The sequence below is a fragment of the Mesorhizobium shangrilense genome, from assembly GCF_040537815.1.
Lineage (GTDB): Bacteria > Pseudomonadota > Alphaproteobacteria > Rhizobiales > Rhizobiaceae > Mesorhizobium > Mesorhizobium shangrilense.
The window spans coordinates 730663-748719 of sequence record NZ_JBEWSZ010000002.1 but is presented as its reverse complement, the minus strand read 5'-3'; the positions used below and the strand labels follow the sequence as shown (position 1 = coordinate 748719).

General features: G+C 60.1%; 9 protein-coding genes and 1 pseudogene. 8 read left to right on the top strand and 2 right to left on the bottom strand.

All coding sequences use genetic code 11. The features are described 5' to 3' along the window. The first annotated feature begins 258 nt into the window (after nt 1–258). Nucleotides 259–381, top strand: a complete 123-nt coding sequence (locus ABVQ20_RS28300; protein WP_354462961.1) for a hypothetical protein — start codon at nt 259–261, stop codon at nt 379–381. Between the two features lies 1 nt (nt 382). Here the strand turns inward: ABVQ20_RS28300 and ABVQ20_RS28295 are convergent, their stop codons facing one another. Continuing rightward, complete coding sequence (locus tag ABVQ20_RS28295) at nt 383–928, bottom strand: SOS response-associated peptidase family protein (protein WP_354462960.1); 546 nt, start codon at nt 926–928, stop codon at nt 383–385. 109 nt (nt 929–1037) lie between these two features. Between ABVQ20_RS28295 and ABVQ20_RS28290 the strand changes: the two genes are divergently transcribed. The 4 genes from ABVQ20_RS28290 (at nt 1038) to ABVQ20_RS28275 (ending at nt 9418) form a co-directional block, all read left to right on the top strand. Next, a complete protein-coding gene (locus ABVQ20_RS28290; protein ID WP_354462958.1) occupies nt 1038–2075 on the top strand; it encodes an IS110 family RNA-guided transposase in 1038 nt (345 codons plus the stop codon). A 260-nt stretch (nt 2076–2335) separates the two neighbouring features. Then, nucleotides 2336–3142, top strand: coding sequence for a sulfite exporter TauE/SafE family protein (locus ABVQ20_RS28285; protein WP_354463157.1), 807 nt, complete (start codon nt 2336–2338; stop codon nt 3140–3142). 307 nt (nt 3143–3449) lie between these two features. Beyond that, entirely contained in the window at nt 3450–6083 is a 2634-nt protein-coding gene (locus tag ABVQ20_RS28280) for a PD-(D/E)XK nuclease family protein (protein ID WP_354462957.1), read from the top strand. Continuing rightward, nucleotides 6083–9418: a UvrD-helicase domain-containing protein gene (locus ABVQ20_RS28275; RefSeq protein WP_354462955.1), complete on the top strand. Its 3336-nt coding sequence runs from the start codon at nt 6083–6085 to the stop codon at nt 9416–9418. The genes ABVQ20_RS28280 and ABVQ20_RS28275 overlap by 1 nt, the downstream gene beginning before the upstream one ends. 113 nt (nt 9419–9531) lie before the next feature. Here ABVQ20_RS28275 and ABVQ20_RS28270 read toward each other — a convergent pair whose 3' ends face one another. After that, nucleotides 9532–14892: an ATP-binding protein gene (locus tag ABVQ20_RS28270; protein ID WP_354462954.1), complete on the bottom strand. Its 5361-nt coding sequence runs from the start codon at nt 14890–14892 to the stop codon at nt 9532–9534. Between the two features lie 632 nt (nt 14893–15524). Here ABVQ20_RS28270 and ABVQ20_RS28265 point away from each other — a divergent pair. The 3 genes and pseudogenes from ABVQ20_RS28265 to ABVQ20_RS28255 form a co-directional block, all read left to right on the top strand. Continuing rightward, complete coding sequence (locus ABVQ20_RS28265) at nt 15525–16298, top strand: HAD-IIA family hydrolase (protein ID WP_354462952.1); 774 nt, start codon at nt 15525–15527, stop codon at nt 16296–16298. 337 nt (nt 16299–16635) lie between these two features. Beyond that, the gene (locus ABVQ20_RS28260; RefSeq protein WP_354463156.1) at nt 16636–16938 is read left to right on the top strand and encodes a hypothetical protein; all 303 of its coding nucleotides are present in this window, start codon (nt 16636–16638) and stop codon (nt 16936–16938) included. 11 nt (nt 16939–16949) lie between these two features. Continuing rightward, a pseudogene (locus ABVQ20_RS28255) lies at nt 16950–17990 on the top strand (tyrosine-type recombinase/integrase); the annotation flags it as partial. Nucleotides 17991–18057: the final 67 nt, after the last annotated feature.

The window sequence follows — 18057 nt, the reverse complement described above, 5'->3', positions numbered from 1 at the left end:
TGGTCAAACGCAGTCGGGGCTCCCCAACGCCATCGGTCATCGACCGCGATTGGCCCCACCAGGTTGCGCTGCCGGATGACCTCTGCACCGACCGAAACTTCACCATGATCGCGACGTTCTGCCAGGAACGAGGGCTTAAGCACCAGACGCGGCATGTGCAGGCGATATGGCCGAACGGCAAATATGAAACCTATCGGCTCCATTGCTTCCGCGATGCCGCCTCCGCAGCGGCGTTCCGTGGGTCACTTCGAGGGGCTGATGTTCGATCCGAGGCGGGATCGGGAGAATGGAAAGGTGCGGGGCATCTGGCGCCGCACGGGCAAATACGCGCCGGTTCTCGATCTCGGTCCGCTCAGCGTGCCGAAGATCCTGCGCAGCTGAGTCACGCGCTTTCTGGTCGAACTGTCTCCACCGAGAGCGATCCGGCTGGAAGCGGCCGCAACAGCTCAGCCTCAGGCTTTGTCAAATTGATCCAGGCCGCCCAATTCTCCGGCTGGAGGACGACCACCTGCCGGTTATGATATGGCGCGACATCCGGCCCGGGATCGGTCGTCAGCATGGTGAAGGTGGGCGGCTTGTTGCCAAAGGCTTCACGCCAAAGCCCTGCGATGGTCATGAATGGAGAGCCATTAAGCGTGAAGCGATGTTTCGCCTTTGGATATTTCGTGCCGGTGAATTCGAAGAACGCTGACGCAAGAACGAGGCAGCGGTTGCTGTTTCCGAGCTGCCGGCCTTCGGAGCGGAAATTGAACACAGGCCCGCCTTTTGGTCCGGTCGGTGGAAATCCGAACGTCATCGATGCCAGTTCGATTGTTTCATCAGCGGCACGCATTATTGGCGCCGGGTCATTTATGTGGACGTCATCCGCCTGAGGCAAATCAAGTTCGGTTTGGTGGCTAGGGATTTTGAGCGCCAGCGACGCCATCATCCGGCAATATTCAGCCCAGAGTACATGCTGTTCGTAGATGGGGTGATTGCGGTCGCTCCCAAGTCTTGGTCTGCTTCGCGCAACGTGATGTTCGAAAAGGGAGCAGAGCATGAAGCACTATGTCGGTCTGGATGTGTCGTTGGCTGAAACCGCAATCTGCGTGGTCGACGAGGACGGTATCATTTTCCGCGAAGGAGTGGCTGCATCGGATCCAAACGATATCGCCGACTGGCTCGAGCGGCTCGACCTGAATCTGGCAAGAGTTGGCCTTGAAGCTGGCGCAACCGCAGCTTGGTTATACAACGGCCTGAGGAAGCGCGGTCTGGCCGCAATCTGCATCGATCCGAGGCGGCTGCGGGCCCTTACCAAGACGATGCCCATCAAGAACGACCGTAACGATGCGCGCGCGATCGCCGGATGCATGCGCGTCGGCTGGTTCTCCATTGTCCATGTCAAAAGTGATGAGAGCCAAGAAATCCGAATGCTTCTCTGCAACCGTCGTACGCTGCAGACGAAACAGATCGACATCGAGAACGAAATCCGCGGGACGCTCCGCGTCTTCGGCATCAAGCTCGCCGGTCGCATAACCTCTGGCCCTTTCGAAGGCCGCGTCCTGGACCTGATTGAGAACGCGCCCCGCTTGGCGGCCATGGTGAAACCGATGCTGATAGCCCGGGCGGCTCTTCGGCAGCAATGCGCGGTGTTGCACAAGATGATGCTCGACATGGTTCGAAAAGACGAAACCTGCCGCCGGCTGATGACCATTCCTGGCGTCGGAGCGATCACCGCCGTGACCTATCTCACGACCATTGATGACCCAGCGCGCTTTGAACGCTCTCGAGACGTCGGCGCACATCTTGGCCTGACGCCAAAGAAATACGCCTCCGGAGAGGTCGACCGAAACAGCGGCATCTCCAAATGCGGTGACGTCGCAATGCGGTCCACCCTCTACCAGGCCAGTCTCGCGTTGCTGACGCGCTCGACCAAGAACTCGGCCATCAGGGCATGGGGCCTCGCGGTTGCGAAGAGGCGCGGCCTTCGGCGGGCAGTTGTGGCCGTCGCGCGGAAGCTCGCCATCGTCATGCATCGTATCTGGGCGGAGGGAACCGAATATCGCTGGGAGGGCAAAGCCGCGGCGACCAACTGACTTGGCGCGAACAGAATTCCAGAATCTGCCTGAGGCAGAGTGATGTCCCGCAAGGACCTGGTCGAGGTGACTGCGTTGCAACGATTGTGCTGCAGCACGCTTTCGTAGATAGCAGCCTTCGACTATCGGACCACCATCTTGAGGCGATCAATGCATCGACCTCGTAGACAAGAGAGAGCCTCGCGGGGCGCCATGTTGCCGAATGGTCGACGATGGTCTGCTTCTATCCAAAGCGTTCTGTTCGTGCATACATATCGAGCATGGATAGCTCGTCAAACACAATCATCGCACGCAACGCCCCGGCTGCTTTCGGCGGGGGTGCCGTCATAGGCGCGCTCGGGGGACTAATTGGCCTTGGCGGTGCGGAATTCCGTCTGCCGCTTCTTATTGGCCTTTTCAATTTTGCCGCTTTGGAAGCTGTGATCCTCAACAAGGCCATGAGCCTCGTTGTAGTCGCGACGGCTTTACCGTTCCGCGCGAGAACAGTGCCTTTCAGCGCTATCGCTGAAAACTGGCCTATTATCGTCAACCTGCTCGCCGGGAGCCTGATAGGAGCCTGGTTCGGAGCGGGATGGGCAACAAGGCTGAAGTCCGAGACGCTTTACAAAGTCATTGCCGCCCTGCTGGTCGCTATCGCCATTGTGCTGGTCCTTGGGCATGACGCCACTGCAGGCCAGCCTCTTTTGACAGGGCCGGCGCAGCTCATCGCGGGCGTGATTGCGGGCTTCATCATCGGCGTTGTGGCGTCGCTTCTCGGGGTGGCGGGTGGTGAACTGCTCATCCCAACTCTGGTGCTATTGTTCGGAGCAGATATCAAACTCGCCGGAAGCCTGTCCCTCGCGGTCAGCCTGCCAACAATGCTCGTTGGCTTCACGCGATACAGCCGCGATCAAAGCTTCTCCGTTCTCGGCCGCAACAAGTCGTTTCTGCTCGTTATGGCGGCGGGATCGATCGTCGGAACCTTCATCGGCGGATTGTTGCTTGGCATAGTGCCAAACGCCCTTCTGTTGCCGGCCCTCGCAGTGATCTTGCTGATCTCTGCGGTAAAGGTCTGGCGCCACGCTTAGCCCGCCGGCGTAACGCGGAGAAGCTCAAAATGAAGGGTTGAATGACGTATCGCAATCAGACAAATCGTTACACATGGGAGGCTCCGCACCTGGGCGACCTGTTTACAGTAAGGCTATCGAGGGCACGATGAAAAGCGGATCGGCACTCAAGAGACCGTCCCGCGACCATGTTAGCAGGCAATCTGAAAAAGGTTGTCCCTGCTTTTGTAAACGGTAGGCTTGCAGTCCAAGGTCCCTGATCTACGATACGTCAGAATCTACATTCGGATGACCGGCTTGCAGCGCCGCAACAAATGTCCTTGTCACCATGGAACGTCACACCGTCGTCGTCGAGGGCACCTTAGCCTTTCGCATGCAACGTGTCGCAGCCGCGCAAGCGGGTGACCACGGTCTCGACGTCGCCACAGTCCCGCTGCTCGCGGCGCGCCTCGCGGGCGGTTTCAGCCGACCAGCCGACCACGCAACGCTTGTGCCAATCGTTGCCCGAGCACTTGCAGAGATTACTTTTGAAGAACTCGAAAAGGTCAAGGCAAGGCCTGGCATGGCGCGGGCTGTCCTCTCCAGTCTGGAGCGCGTGTGGGCCGCTGACATTCGCCTTTTCGATCCACTCAATCCAAGCGCCAGGCTGAGCGACCTTGGTCACATCGAAGCCTTCTTACGCGAGCATCTTCCAACCGGCGCGCTATTGCCCGTGGATCTGCGCGATCGGGCGATTGCGCGCATCGATCATGCGCGCACTGTCGTCGGCCCTCTCCATCTCCACCGTCTTGTTTCCGTCGACCCGCTCTGGCGGCCCCTCGTCGGAGCCCTCGCCTCGGTCATCGAAATCACGTGGGACGCGCCAGGCACGCGCGACCGGAGCTGGTTTCCTGGTAAGATCCTGGCAAGACCCCTCCAGCGCCCCGAACAGCTGATCTGTGAGGTTTGCGCCGATCCACGCGCGGAGGTGGTTGAAGCGCTTCGCTGGGCGCGCGCGTTGTTGAGCGATGGCGTGACCCAAGCCAGCGACATCGCGATCGCCAGTGCTGACTTGAGCGTGTGGGATGATCACATGCTGGTCCTGGCGGCGGACGCTGATCTCCCGATCCATTTCGCTGGCGGCGTTTCAGCCCTGAGCACGCGCGCCGGCCAGACCTGCGCGGCGCTCGCCGATGCGATGATCAACGGTCTGTCGCAGGATCGCATTCGTCGTCTGTCCCAGCTCTCCCCCTATCTGTCGGAGGCACTTCCGACTGACTGGATGAAAGGTATCTCCACCGAGGCGGGTCTGTTTGAGCCGGAGCATTGGGCAAAAAGTCTGGAGACACTCTCCCCTGCAGATGGTCCCCCGATCGCAACGATCGTGATGCCGGTGCTTTATGACCTTGTGGACGGCGCAAAAGCTGCGGTCAAACTCGGAAAGTTGCTCCTGCGCGGCAGCAGCTTTGGGCTCTGGCAGGAGGCCCTTCGTCTGGCGCCGGCGGCAGCAATGGAGATGACTCTGACGTCGTTGCGCATCGCGGATGAGCGCGACCCTGCCAACAATGTGGTCTGGGCACGGGCGGCGGACCTGGTTGGTGCGCCACGCAAGCATATGCGTCTGCTTGGGCTTTCGAGCAGAAGCTGGCCGCGTGGCGGCAACGCTGACCCGCTCCTGCCCGAGCATGTGCTCAACGAGCGCGAGTTGGTGGACCTGCCCCGGCTCGAGCGCGATCGGCTGGCCTTTGAGATCCTGACCGGCCACCCAGATTCGAAGGTCACCCTGTCGCGCAGCAGGCGATCGGCCGAAGGCGCGTTCATCGCCAAGAGCGGATTGCTGCAGCGTCAGGTTGCCGAGCGTCCCCTTTCCCGGACGAGAGCGCCGGAGCATGCGTTCAGCGAGGGGGATCGTCTGCTGGCTCGCGCCGAGGATGCGCTCGCCTTGCCGCGCATACAGAGCGTCATTTCCTGCTGGACCGACTGGACGCGCAGGCTTGAAACAACGCCACATGACGGCGGGTTCCGGAAGGACCATCCGACTGTTCTGCGCGCTCTGAGCTTGCCGCAATCCGCTACCTCGCTGCGGCGGCTGTTGCGTGATCCCTTGGGCTATGTGTGGCTAAGAGTGTTGGGGATGACCGCGCCTGAGCTCGCTATTCAGCCGCTGCAACTCGATGCGATGACCTTCGGCGAGTTGGTGCATGAATTGCTGCGCCTTGCGGTCGAGCGCATGCCCAGCCTTGTCAGCGCAACGCCAGATGAAATCGATACCGCGCTTGAGGCAGCAGCCAACACCATCGCGGAGCACTGGCCGCTGACCCGGGCAGTGCCGCCGAGGTTGCTCTGGCTGGACACGATCGAAGAGGCACGGCGACGGGCCCGCCGCGGACTGACAGTCGATGACCGCTTCGGTCCTGGCACCCACAGTTTCAGCGAGGTGCCGTTCGGCACGCCTGAATCGCAGGCAAAGCGTTCCGATCCCTGGCGCGAAGAACAAGAGGTCCTGATCGGCCGTTTCCGCATCCTCTTGAAGGGTCGCATCGACCGCGTCGACGTGAAGCCCGACCGCCGTGGCGTCCGGATGTCCGATTACAAGACAGGCAAGACCCCGCGCGATCTGCGCGACGTCATCCTCGCCGGCGGAGCGGAAGTTCAGCGCGCGCTCTACGCCGTCACGATCAAACAGCTCATCCCCGAGGCAAGCACGATCATCTCCCGCCTGGTCTACCTCGACACCATGGAACCTCCCGCGCGTCTTGAAGGCGATGTGCTCGAGCAAGCGGAAGAGACGCTGCTGCGCTTCATCGATATCGCGGTCGAAGGGCTCACAGGTGGGATCGCCTTTCCGGGACCAGATGCGTTTGCTGGCTACAACCAACTCAGGATCGCGCTGCCTGCGGCGCTCGACCGCTACCAGGGGCGCAAGGATGAAGGTTTCAACGCCGCGCAGCACAAGCTCGCGCCCCTTTGGAGGGAGCGGTGATGCTGAGCGATGCGTTCGAGCGCAGTCGCGTTCTCACGGAACTCGACAGCACATTGCTGGTCGAAGCGGCCGCTGGCACGGGCAAGACGTCGCTGATTGCCGGCCGCGTCGTCATGCTGATGCTATACGGTGCGCCGCCCCGCAGCATCGCCGCGATTACGTTTACCGAACTGGCCGCCAGCGAGCTTTCGCTGCGTATTCGCGAATACGCAACCGAGTTGCTGGCAGGAGAAATCCCGAAGGTCCTGCGCGGCGCTGTAACCCTTGAGCTGCTCAACGAACGGAAGGCTGTCCTCAAGTCGGCAATCGATGCCTTCGACGAGATAACCGCGTGCACGATTCACGCGTTCTGCCAACAGATTATCATGGCCTATGCCGTCGAAACGGGACTCGATCCCGGATCGCGAATGATGGATGGGCCTGCGGCCGATACGATGTTCGAGAGCGTCATCTCCAAATGGCTGTTCGAGCGTCTCTCCCTACAAACCAGGGGGGGCGAGGATCCGGTCGCGGTCCTCTCCAGGTTCGAACCCTTGAAGGTCGTCAAGGATAGCTTCGACCTTGCCAAGCTCAAGCTTGAACACCCAGGGGTCGGCACGGCTTCGGTCGACTTCTCGCTGCGCAAGGATATCGATTTTGTCGAGAGCGTCCGTGCGTTCCGACGCTGGCAAGCGGACTATCCCAAGGAAGGCCGCACCGGGACCCTGGTTGGAGAGTTCGAAACCCTCGCCGCATTCTACGAGAACTGCTTCGAGACGCAGCCGACATTTGCTCGGCTATGGGAACTTGCCGACCCGCCGCGCACTGCCTCGATGAAATGGAACGAGTTCGCTTTTAAAAAGCAGCGCAATCTCGGCTATTGGAGATCGGCCTATGGCAAGGACAAAGGACCAGAACTCGATCACCAGGCCGAGACGCATTCCCATGACTGTGAGACGCAATTCGCAGAACTCCTCGGCCAGATCGGCGATGCCATGGTCGATCAGATGTCACGTGCCCTCGACCCCGTCACCGACCTCTATGTTGAACGCAAGGGCGACGCGGCTGTCCTCGATTTCGACGACCTCCTGCTGCGCGCCCATGCCCTTGTGACCAAGAACGATGTCGTGCGCGAGGCTGTCGGTCGACGCTTTGCGCATATCCTGGTCGATGAATTTCAGGACACCGATCCCATCCAGGCCAGCATCCTGTTTTCGATCGCGGCGCGCGCCATGCCCGATCGCTGGCAGGATGCCGACCTTCGCGACGGGGCGCTGTTTATGGTCGGCGATCCCAAGCAATCCATCTATGCCTTTCGTGGTGCCGACATCGACAGCTACAATCAGGCGAAGCGGACGATTGGACGCCTGGGGGACGAACGCGTTGTCCATATCGGGGCCAACTTTCGCTGCCAGCCAGGCATCATTGACTACGTGAACGCCGCATTCCAACCCGTTCTTGATGCTGACGGTCAGCCAAGTTATGGCGCACTCACCGCCACACGCGAAGGCGCCTTCCATGGACTGCCTTCCGCGTCCCATGTGACCATTGGCGACGGTCGAACGGCGAGTATGCCCGAGCAGCGCGACGACGAGGCAGCCATCGTTGCGCGGATATGTTCCAAACTCGTCGGAGCAATCGAGATCGAAGACGAGCACGATGGCAGGCGCCGCCTCCTTGAAGCGGGCGACATTGCCCTGCTTGCTCCAACCGGAACTGACCTTTGGCGCTACGAACGGGCACTGGAGGCGCTTGGGCTTGCCGTCGCGTCGCAGGCTGGCAAGACACTGTTGCTCCAGCAGGAGACCCAGGACGTTCTGGCGCTGCTGCGGACGCTGGCGGATTCGCGCGACCGGCTTGCCTTCGGTGCCTTCATGCGTGGACCCATGGTGGGTCTAACCGATGAAGAGCTGCTCGACATCGCCGAAGAGGTCCATCAGGCCGGACCAGACGCTTCACCGACTGGCCTCTTTGACATCACGACACCGCCGCCTCTGGTGTCCCATCGCATCGCCAGCTCCGTTCTCGAGAACCTGCAAAAACTCCGCGCGCGGGTGAACGTCACGACGCCGCGCATTTTGTTGGCCGAGGCCATAGAGCAGCTTCAGCTGCGCGTCGCTCTGTCGGCGCGCAGCGGCAACAACCGGGCTGCGCGCTCACTTGCCAATCTTGATCGCATCGTTGAACTGGCGCGGCCATTTGATGTCCGGGGGCTCCGGTCTTTCGCCCGTCATCTCCAGCTCGATTGGGACCGTCGCGCCTCGCGGCAGGAGGGCCGGATCGACGCGTCGAAGGACGCGGTCGAGATCGTGACCATTCACAGCGCCAAAGGCCTTGAGTGGCCGGTGGTGATCCCCATCAACATGGGCACGCGTGCAAGACCCTCCGAACGTTTCGTTCATCGTCAATCCGACAACACGCTGCACTGGATCATCGGCGGCGTCTGTTCCTTGGCGCTCAAGCGTGCTCGCGAAGAGCAAGCGCAGCGTCAGGCGCTGGAACATCAACGCATGTGGTATGTCGCCTCTACACGCGCCCGCGACCTGTTGGTCGTTCCCAATCTTTCGTCGGCCAAGCCGGGCGCTTGGTCGAAACTGCTCAACCTGAGATTCGACCTGCTTGAGGAATTGAAGTTCAACCAGCTCGAGCCACTAATGACCACCAATTTCGACGCGGCCGCGTTGCCTCAGGACGCAGATACTTTCGCACGGCAAGCCGCCATCGTTCAGGCAGCCTCGCCATCACTTCGCTGGATCAATCCCAGTGCCCACGATGCGGATCGTGCCGAAATCCTCGCACCGACCATGGCGATCGAACCGAGCGGCGCGTTCGAATATATCGAGCCCATTGGCGCCGGCAGGACTCGCGGGCTGGTTCTTCATAAGCTTATGGAGGAACTTCTGACGGGCGAACTCTCACCGCAGGATGACGTTGTCGCGCGCGCTGAACGTCTTCTCAACGAGCTTCTTGCCATCGACCCCGCGGAGGGACCGCTCCCGGCTCCAGGCGCACTCGCGACGACCACGCTACAGACCTATCGGCTGCCGTATGTGCAACGTCTCTTGCCTATCCTTGTGCCTGAACTGTCCATCTGGGGCGCGATAGAGGCCGGCACTCTGCTCGCCGGCCGCGTCGATGCGATCGCAATCGAGGGCGGCAAAGTCGTGGAAGTTCTGGACTGGAAGAGCGATCGTGACACAAGCCTGAACCGCGCTGCGTATGTTCAGCAACTGCAGCGCTACCTTCAAGCAACCTCGGCGCCACGCGGCGCGATCGTATATATGACTACCGGCGAAATCGTGTCTGTCCTGCCCGTGAATCGAAGCTCAGCAGCTACGCACCACTATCTTCGTTAGCCGTGAGCTGCCTGACCGCTTTTCGGTCGAACCCAGACCGACGCAGCCGTTCTCGGGCCAAAGTCGGACGACTGCGTGGCAGCGGAAGCAGGATATTGCCTTACCGGAAGACGCTATTTGAGAAACTCATCTTCATGCTCGATCAGCAGTCTGACGCCCTGCCTTGTGCTTGGGCGGAAGAGATCTAGCCCATTCTTGCTGAAAGGGTTCGGCAGTTCGTAGACCGTGACCCGATCCGGGTTGGTGGCGTACGCCACGTAGAGGATATGCCATCGCCCCTTCTTCTCGTCGGCGTATGAAACAGCAGCCGCCACTTGGCTGCGTTCCAGATCGACATGGCCCGGGTCGCCTTCGTGGGCCTTCACCTCGTAGTAGAGGTTGCCGCGGGTCCTCGGTACCTCGAAGTCGTAGCCGTCTTCGTCCTGCCTCACCGCGAGGGCAAGGTAACGGCGGCCCATGGATGAGATCCAGTGTTCGTCCGAAAAATTGCGAACGTTCTTCTTGAGGTAGCGGTACGCGGCGTATTCACCAGCGAAACCGATCAGCCCACGTCGCTCGTCCGACATGTATTCCGGGTCCTTCCCACCGGAACGGGAACCTGATCGAGAGCGGCCCGAGCCATCTTGGGCTGGGAATCGTCGCAGATTTGCTGGTCCGGAACGCGACAGAAATGCATCACCCGAGAGACTCGCTTCGAGTGCAGTTGCAGCTGCCTGGAAAGCACCCTCAAGGCCGCCGTCGATCGACGTAGTCCCAATCGTCACCGTTCTCCGCAACTTTGCGGCAGCTTCGCGGTTCTCCTGCTCACGTCGGGCCTGCACCTGCAGATCGTCCTCCTTCAAATCCAGGGCTGCAAGGTCGACCGACCGAGGCATGCTCTGAGGCCAAATCCCCGCGACGCCCAGGAGAACCGGCAGTTGCTCGCGGTCGGTGCGTCTGAAGTCCATCGCGCCAGTGGCCATAGCATCTCGGGCAATCTGTTCCACGTTTCCGCGCCAAGCGTCGGGCATGGTACCACGTTGCGGATTCTTGGCGTGCCACGCAGAAACAAGCTTACGCAACATCTCGCCGGACTCGACCAGCTTCGTACGATTGTACTGGCGAGTGGTCTCGATCGAAACGAGATCATCGCGGTCGATTTGCTGACCGTAGCGCTTGTCGAACTGGTCGTTGCAATAGTCGTCGATCAGCTGATTTTCCAACGTGTCTCGAGCGGTGATCCAGCCCATGTCGATGTCGAGCCACGACAGTCGCCGTTCTTCGGCATATCGCGAAAGATCCTTCTGGTCGTCGAAATCCTTCAAGAACGCGTCACGAACGCGTTGTTCCAATGCGTTGCGACGCTCAGCGATCCGGGAGGCGAAGCCATCGCGAATCCGTCCCTCGAAATTGAGCGGCTTCCAAGGCAAGCCCAGTTCGACCAATGCGATGTTGAAGGTGGGAAGGTCCACGTTCATTGCGCGACGCAGATCATCGATGCTGTCGGCTTCGCGGCACAGTAACAAGACCTGTCGTGCCTCTGCCGGGTCTACCCCGGTCGCCGACAATGCGGTGACAATGTCCTGATCCTCGAGGAACTTGCTTTCGCCGTCCAGCAACAGGTAAGCGACCTCGCTGCCCCATCTGACAACCGCCGCTGGCACCAAGAAGTCGAACAGTCTTCTACTGGTTGATCTGAGAGAACGAAGCACTTCGCGAACCCGGTGGATTGGCTGCCCGATGGCTCGAGCAATGACTTCGTCATTGGGTTGCTCAAGCCCACCGCCGATCTGGGGGTGCATTGCGGCGATCGCCTGGAATACCATGCGCATGTCCGTATGCAACCAAGCCCTATCCACGGCCGGGGCAATGCCGCGGGACAATCTGGCAAGAGTCGGCCAGTCGAGGCTCGTCGACTGGCTCTGAACAATCAGAGTTGGCCGGTCGCCGTGGGGCACTGCAAGGACACCATCGAGTTCATGCGGAAGATCGCCGGTCTTGCCCTCGATTCGAACCGCCACTTCATTCGCGAACTTCACGTGCAGTCGGCCGAAGGCCTCGAAGAGTGACTGGCGCGTGCGCGCAGTGTTTCGGTTGGTAAAGCCTTGATTGAATTCGAGGACCAGCACGCCAAGCTCGGCGAGCCACTCTCGTCCATCGCCGACCAGCCGGGAGGCAGTCGATGGGTCGAATTCCGCGCCGTCGATGAGAATGGTGGGCTTGGTGGTCGAGACCAGTTCGAAGCGGCTGCTCGCCAGGGTCTTGGACAGCGCTTCCTGCATCGCTTGTGCGGATCCGGTCGGGGCCGGCAACAGAGGGTGTCCGAGGGAGACCAACAGGCCTTCGACGGCCTGGTCCTCACCATCCCCAATGAAGACGCCGGTCTCCTCCGGACCGCCCCCGGTGACGAAGGGCACAAACTGCCCGCCCGATTGCACGGCAAGCACAAGACTGGTCGGCAGGACAAGTTTGGGTTCCCCCTTACTCCAATCAATCCAAGCATCGCGATGGGCTTTGCGGAAGCTGTCCTGCTCGCTTTCTGGAACAGTCCCGGCTTGAAGCATTTCGCCGAGATGTTCCAGACGCGCGATTGCGGTCGACGTTTCGAGCCACACGCGCATGCCGAGTCTCTTGGAGAAGAAATCCCTAGTCTGCGCGGAAGCATCGAGAAGATCCCGAATGGAGCGATCAATCTTGGGAACGAAACGTGGCAGCGGATCCGTCCTGGGACTGTACCAGCAGTCGCGCGGTCGCCTCCACACGATGGCGTCGTGGATGAGGACAGGGACCCATTCTGCTTCTCTGAGGAAGCCGAGCAACGGGCTGGGCCAACGGGCGGTGTCATAATTCCCACTTGTGCGTCGGAGAACAGTGCTTAGTGAGTCAGTCGGGATTGAGGAAATGCAGTTCGCGATCAGCCGCGCATAGGCCAGCTTGGCCACGTCAGAGAATTTGGTGTGATCTGCCTGCCCTGGGAAAGCAGTCAGAGTGGCGTCGGTGGAGTAGTGACCACTCTGATAGGAGAAACCTTGTCGATCAGGTGCATTGCGAACTGCCTCCCGCCAGATACCACCCAACGAGCTCTCGATTGGCAACTGCGAATTCGAGCCAGCGACCCATCCCCGCCAGACGTCTACATGGTACTCGATTGCTTTGTACCAGTTTGTAACAATGCCATCCCGAACGCCGATGGCTCTGAGGAAGACCGTCCAATCTGCCGCCGTCCCGTGCTCCTTTAGGGGCCATTTGTCCCAAGAGGGCAGAAGTAACCCTTGCATATTAGCCACGGCACGCGAAACGCTATGGGCGTTGTCCACGAAATCGGCAAGCAGATCGCCCTGGGTATCACGCCACCCTCGACCGAACCGTAGCTGCGTCGCAAACTGATAGTTGCCTTCGGCGGGTGGTACCTTGAACTTGCCCTTCCGAAGCGCGGCTTCCACCTCGGGCGTTCTATTGGCTGACCATGCGGAGAACGTCCATCTCAGTACGGCGAGCAGCACTTGCTTGGTCGGGCGTTGCCCAGAAAATCTGCCGATGCCCTCAATGACTTTGGGAAGGCTGAACTCGGTTGCCAGGCCAGCGTCGAAGAATGCCTTAGTGACAATGACCGGCCATAGCAGCGCCGGGTCGGCGAACTCCATGTTCTTGGCGACGCTGTTCGGTGGGAATGATGCGGTCCCTGCCACCTTTCGGATTCGTCGGCCGGCAACGCTACTGAGTGCTGGACGAATATAGAACTCGCGTTGCGCCAGCGTTTCCGGGCTGTTGGCCGCGACCAGCTTGCCGGCCTCGTTCACAAAGATAGTCGTTCCACGAAGATGCGGAAGGACACCGCTGAGATCGGCCAGATCGGCGTAGAAATCGTCCCAATCCAGCAGCACTTTCTTGGCTTTGGATCTCAGGTCTTCGGCCAGGGCCGGAGCCCATTCGGTCCAATTCGAAGCGGCTGGAAACAGCCCGAACTCGGTAGCGTCGACAAAATCGTGTAGCGCCTTTAGGCGCGATGATCCGAGATTGCGCCTTAGCATCGGGATGTTGCACACCCGGACCAGACGCCCTGCGGTCAGGTATCGTTTGTCGACGTCATCCCAGTCAAAGATTACATCGAGGCGGGCCCAGCGGCTCGCATCTTCCTTCCTTCGCATGGAGGGGAAGCGGAGCGCGCCGATCTCGCTGCCAAGTCGACCAGCCGCTTCGATCAGCCGGTCCGGATCTCCATACCAGCACAACGCGTCGACTGCAGCGGCGGCCATCTCGACATCGGCCTCATTGGCATCGGCAAGCTCCTCCGCCACGGCCAGGCAAAGCTCGGCTACCGAATCCAGCAAGAAGCCATTGAGCGGGTTGCCAAGGTCGAGATCTCGTCGGTCCGGGTCCGGATAGAACGGTGCATCGAGGTAGCCGTTGAATGGGGAGACCGTGTCCATCGGCAGGAACGCGAAGTAGTTGCCCGCCTTTGCGTCGGCGGACAGTGGGATCGCTATGGATACTGCCGGAGCGCCCTTCCACTCCAACCACTTCTCGACGGGGTGACGCTGGGCAACAGCTTTGGCAACGCTCTCCCGGAACGCATCGTCGTCGACTGGCATCGACGCCATGAGATAGCGCCGCCGGTCCACCGAAACGGTCTGCATGGTCAACCCGCGTCCACGCGATACCGAACGCTGATTGCGAGCAGTACGGGTAAGCACCTTCGAAACAGTTTTGCCCTCGACCGGAATTCGCTCGAGGGTCAGGGATGAAAGGCGGTCGAGGAATAGGGTTAGAGACGTGTCTTCTTCAAGGAGCAGAGTTAGTTCCTCCGCCGCTCGTGTCGCCGCGGACTCGTCGCGGAGGGGCAGCCTAACCAGGGTTGCGAAGCCAGCGGCTGCGAAATCGCGGACATGCGGGGGAATATCGATGATGGGAACGGGCAGTTGGAGCCGATGCGCCCTGCCGACGACTTTCCCGGCGTGCTCGGACGCGCCGTGACCATCGAGCCAGTTCCGCTCGTCTACCGCCGTCGCGAATTGGAAGCAGAATCCGTCGAAGGTACCTCCGTTGCGTCCTTCGCCGGCAACCGAGAATATTTGGACTTCGTCAGACAGCAGTTCCACGCTGCGGAATCCCAGGCCCTTGTGACCGATAAAATTGCCGGGGCGCTTGTTGCTCAGTGCCGGATTGGCGATCGCGTCGACATTGCTCTCGGTGAAACCCTCCCCGGTATTGGCGACGTAGAGGGTGCCGTGGTCGCCATGGTTCATATCCAGGCGGACCACGATACGAGCGTCGCCGACCTTGCTGGCCCCGTCGAAGGCATTCTGGATGAGTTCGCGGAGAACGCGCTTTGCGTATAGTCCTGCGGTGGTCCGGGTCAGCTCCCGCATCGCGTCATCGCGGGAAGAACCAGCGATCGCATTGCTCAGGGTGACGCCCATCTCCCGATCGAAGATGGATTGGATGTAGCTGGCAGCCGACTCGCCAAGAGGCAGTTGAATATCCAGCAAGTTCATGTCGATCTTCTCCCCGGCGAGGCTCGACCGCTCAATTTTGTGCGCGTGTACTTCGTGCCACCTCAGCGTCCCACTATCCTTTTGAGCAGTAGAACTTGCTAGTGCGCAGTGAAGAAATCTGGGTAGTTTTCGGCTGCGCGATCAAAGGTCAGCTTTTAAGATTCGGAAATCCGTTGCTCAATGCCCGGAATAAGGGCGCAAAGCTACCGTTCGCGTTGCGGAAAAGTCGTCGGCTTCGGATCAGACTTTCCCGTTCCCCACCGGTCTTTGCAGCACGGAGACAGGCCCATCATGCCCAACACCGTCGAAAATATCGCAAGGTTTCCGAATGTGGGGAAAGGCGGCAGCGCTAGCGCTACCATCAGCAACAACAACAATTTCTCGACCCAATGCACCCTATCCGCCCCCAAAATGGGCGGCCATCGGTCACCGCGTCATCTTCGAGCGAACTTCAACGGACCCTTTTGCACGCTGCAAATGTCCTAATTGCCGCACGGTCGATCGCGTGCCGTTCCCACATTGCTCTTGGTGCGTACATTGGCCCACTCCATCACCTGAAAGGGAACAACGTACGTGAACTATAACGCACCTTTGCCATGCGCCAATCCAGAGACATCACGGGGCGAAGTCTGATGATAGTGGCGCACCTGCTTGACATGGACGGGGTTTTGGTCCGCGGCGGCCAGCCGATTGCAGGCTCGATCGACTATGTCGCCGGGCTGGTCTGCAACGGCAAGCCGTTTCAGATCTTCACCAATAACTCACGCTTCACGCCGGAGGATCATGCGGAACGTTTGAGGGCGGTTGGCTTCCTCGTTCAGCCAGAGCACATCTACACATCGGCGCTCGCCACTGCGCGATTCGTGGAGCTGCAAAAGCCCGGATCATCCGCGTATGTCATCGGCGACAATGGCCTGGTCGGGGCCCTCCGGCACGCAGGCTGTCGGATCACGCAGTTTGCCCCGGATTTCGTGATCCTCGGCGACACCACTTCGTACCACTACGAGCAGATCGCCGCCGGCGCCGAGCTTGTGGCAAAGGGCGCGTGGTTTCTCGCCACCAATCCGGATGCCACCGGCCCGACCGAGCGCGGCTTCCATCCGGCCTGCGGCGCGGTCGCAGCCCTGATCGAAAAGGCTACCGGCCGTCAGCCCTATTTCATCGGCAAACCGAACGCATTCATGATGCGAAGCGCGCTCGACCGTCTAGGAGTTAGTGCAGCCGACACGATCATAGTCGGAGACAGAATGGATACGGACGTTGCCGCCGGATTGGAATCGGGTCTGAAGACAGCTCTTGTTCTTACGGGGGTGAGCACGCGGGCTGATATGGAGCGGTTTCCATTCAGACCGGACCACGTGATCGAGCGCCTCGCCGACCTTGGCGAGATCCTCATGAAGGAATGAACATGTGGAAACGACGCGCATTAGTGCCTACTCGGTCGGTCGCAATCTCTTTGTGGGCTTCCGTTGTCCCGAACCCGTCGAGCGCTCCCGACAGGATTCGAACCTGTGACCTCCGCCTTCGGACGGCATCGGCTAACCTCTATCCCCAAATTGGAAAGTTTTGGACTAAGCCGCGTGCCTCCGATAGCAGAAGAACGCCCCTTCGATAGTGGTTGTTGCGATGTAGCGGTCTAGCGCTACCATCATCAACCTTACCAATCTGACGAGCCGATGCATCCCATCTACAGGCCGCGACCGCAGTTTGCCGCACAGCGTAATCACACCTCTTCCCCCTGAGATGACGCCGGTCTACGGAAATTCTGATTTCTCAATTGGGACCAGAGGTGAAGCCGTGAGAAGCGACCCGCTCTCTTATCCCCCACGAGGCCTGTCACGCGAAGAAGCTGCGAGATACGTCGGCGTCGGGATCACCAAGTTCGACCAAATGGTTTCGGACCGTCGCATGCCGAAGGCAAAGAAGGTGGACGGTCGAGTGATTTGGGATCGTATCAAACTTGAGGCGGCGTTTGCCGACCTGCCTGGCGACGATGAAGAGAATATCGTCGACTTCCTGTTGCAGGGGAATCATAGAAAGGAATAGATTCGTTTGCGATGACTGATAAATATCCTGGCCTCTCCTCCTATACTGATCGCCATGGCAAGGTTCGCTGGCGCTATCGAACCAAGGAGCGCGTGGTCGGTTTGCCTGCACCTGGTCAGCCTGGATTCAAGGAGGCTTATCAAGCTGCCGTCGAAGGCCGAAAAGCCCCTAAGGCGCCCGTCGTCAGGATGCCGGGCGCTGCCCTGCCTGGCACGTTCGGCGCGGCCACCCAGAGGCTAAAAGTATCGCTCAAATGGCTAGCCCACGACGAAGCGACAAGACGAAAAAACACTCGTCTAATCGATGAGTTCCTGGACCTGCGGGTAGTGCCTGATCATTCGCTTACCTGGCGCGACGTGCCAGTCAAGAATCTCAGGCGTGCCCATGTGGAAGAACTTCTGGGCCGTTTCATTGCCACGCCTCACAAGGCGAAGCACCTGTTGGTCGCAATTCGCAAATTGGTCTATGTCGGGCTGCGCCAGGATTGGATCGAGACAGACCCTACCGCCTCGGTTGAATGGCGGCCTGCCTATACCGGTTGGAAGGCGTGGCCTCGCGATGCAATGGAACAATTTGAACGGCGCTGGCCAGTCGGCACTTCCGCGCGCACGTGCTACGGGCTTGCTCTTTGGCTTGGCAATCGTCGAGGCGATGTCGCGGGCTTGCGATGGGACCAGCGCGTAACCCACCGCGTCCTGATCGATGGTGTGGAGCGCCAATTCGACGGATTTGATATTGTTCAGGCCAAGAACAAGGGAAGGACCGGCGGCAAGCGGCTTTTCGTTCCAGTAACTCCCATGCTCGCTGAGATCCTAGACGCCGCGGACCGGCGCGGCGAAACAGTCCTAGTCACGGGATATGGCCAGCCTTTCTCGGCGAAATCTCTGACCGGTGCCATGGCACACTGGTGCGCTCTCGCCGGATTGCCGAAGGGCCTTACGCTTCACGGTCTGAGGAAGTCACTCGGGGTCTATCTCGCCGAAGCGGAGGCATCCACCAGGCAGATGATGGACGTTCTCGGCCACGACGACATCGACCATGCCGAGCTCTATTCCCGGGAAGCGTCGCAGGTGCGTTTGGCTGTGCAAGGCATGGACCGAGTCGTACGGCTGGTAACGC

Bases quoted from the DNA above. Each gene is read 5' to 3' on its own strand.
- ABVQ20_RS28300 (WP_354462961.1), top strand. From the start codon at position 259: ATGTTCGATCCGAGGCGGGATCGGGAGAATGGAAAGGTGCGGGGCATC.
- ABVQ20_RS28295 (WP_354462960.1), bottom strand. From the start codon at position 928: ATGATGGCGTCGCTGGCGCTCAAAATCCCTAGCCACCAAACCGAACTT.
- ABVQ20_RS28290 (WP_354462958.1), top strand. From the start codon at position 1,038: ATGAAGCACTATGTCGGTCTGGATGTGTCGTTGGCTGAAACCGCAATC.
- ABVQ20_RS28285 (WP_354463157.1), top strand. From the start codon at position 2,336: ATGGATAGCTCGTCAAACACAATCATCGCACGCAACGCCCCGGCTGCT.
- ABVQ20_RS28280 (WP_354462957.1), top strand. From the start codon at position 3,450: ATGGAACGTCACACCGTCGTCGTCGAGGGCACCTTAGCCTTTCGCATG.
- ABVQ20_RS28275 (WP_354462955.1), top strand. From the start codon at position 6,083: ATGCTGAGCGATGCGTTCGAGCGCAGTCGCGTTCTCACGGAACTCGAC.
- ABVQ20_RS28270 (WP_354462954.1), bottom strand. From the start codon at position 14,892: ATGAACTTGCTGGATATTCAACTGCCTCTTGGCGAGTCGGCTGCCAGC.
- ABVQ20_RS28265 (WP_354462952.1), top strand. From the start codon at position 15,525: ATGATAGTGGCGCACCTGCTTGACATGGACGGGGTTTTGGTCCGCGGC.
- ABVQ20_RS28260 (WP_354463156.1), top strand. From the start codon at position 16,636: ATGACGCCGGTCTACGGAAATTCTGATTTCTCAATTGGGACCAGAGGT.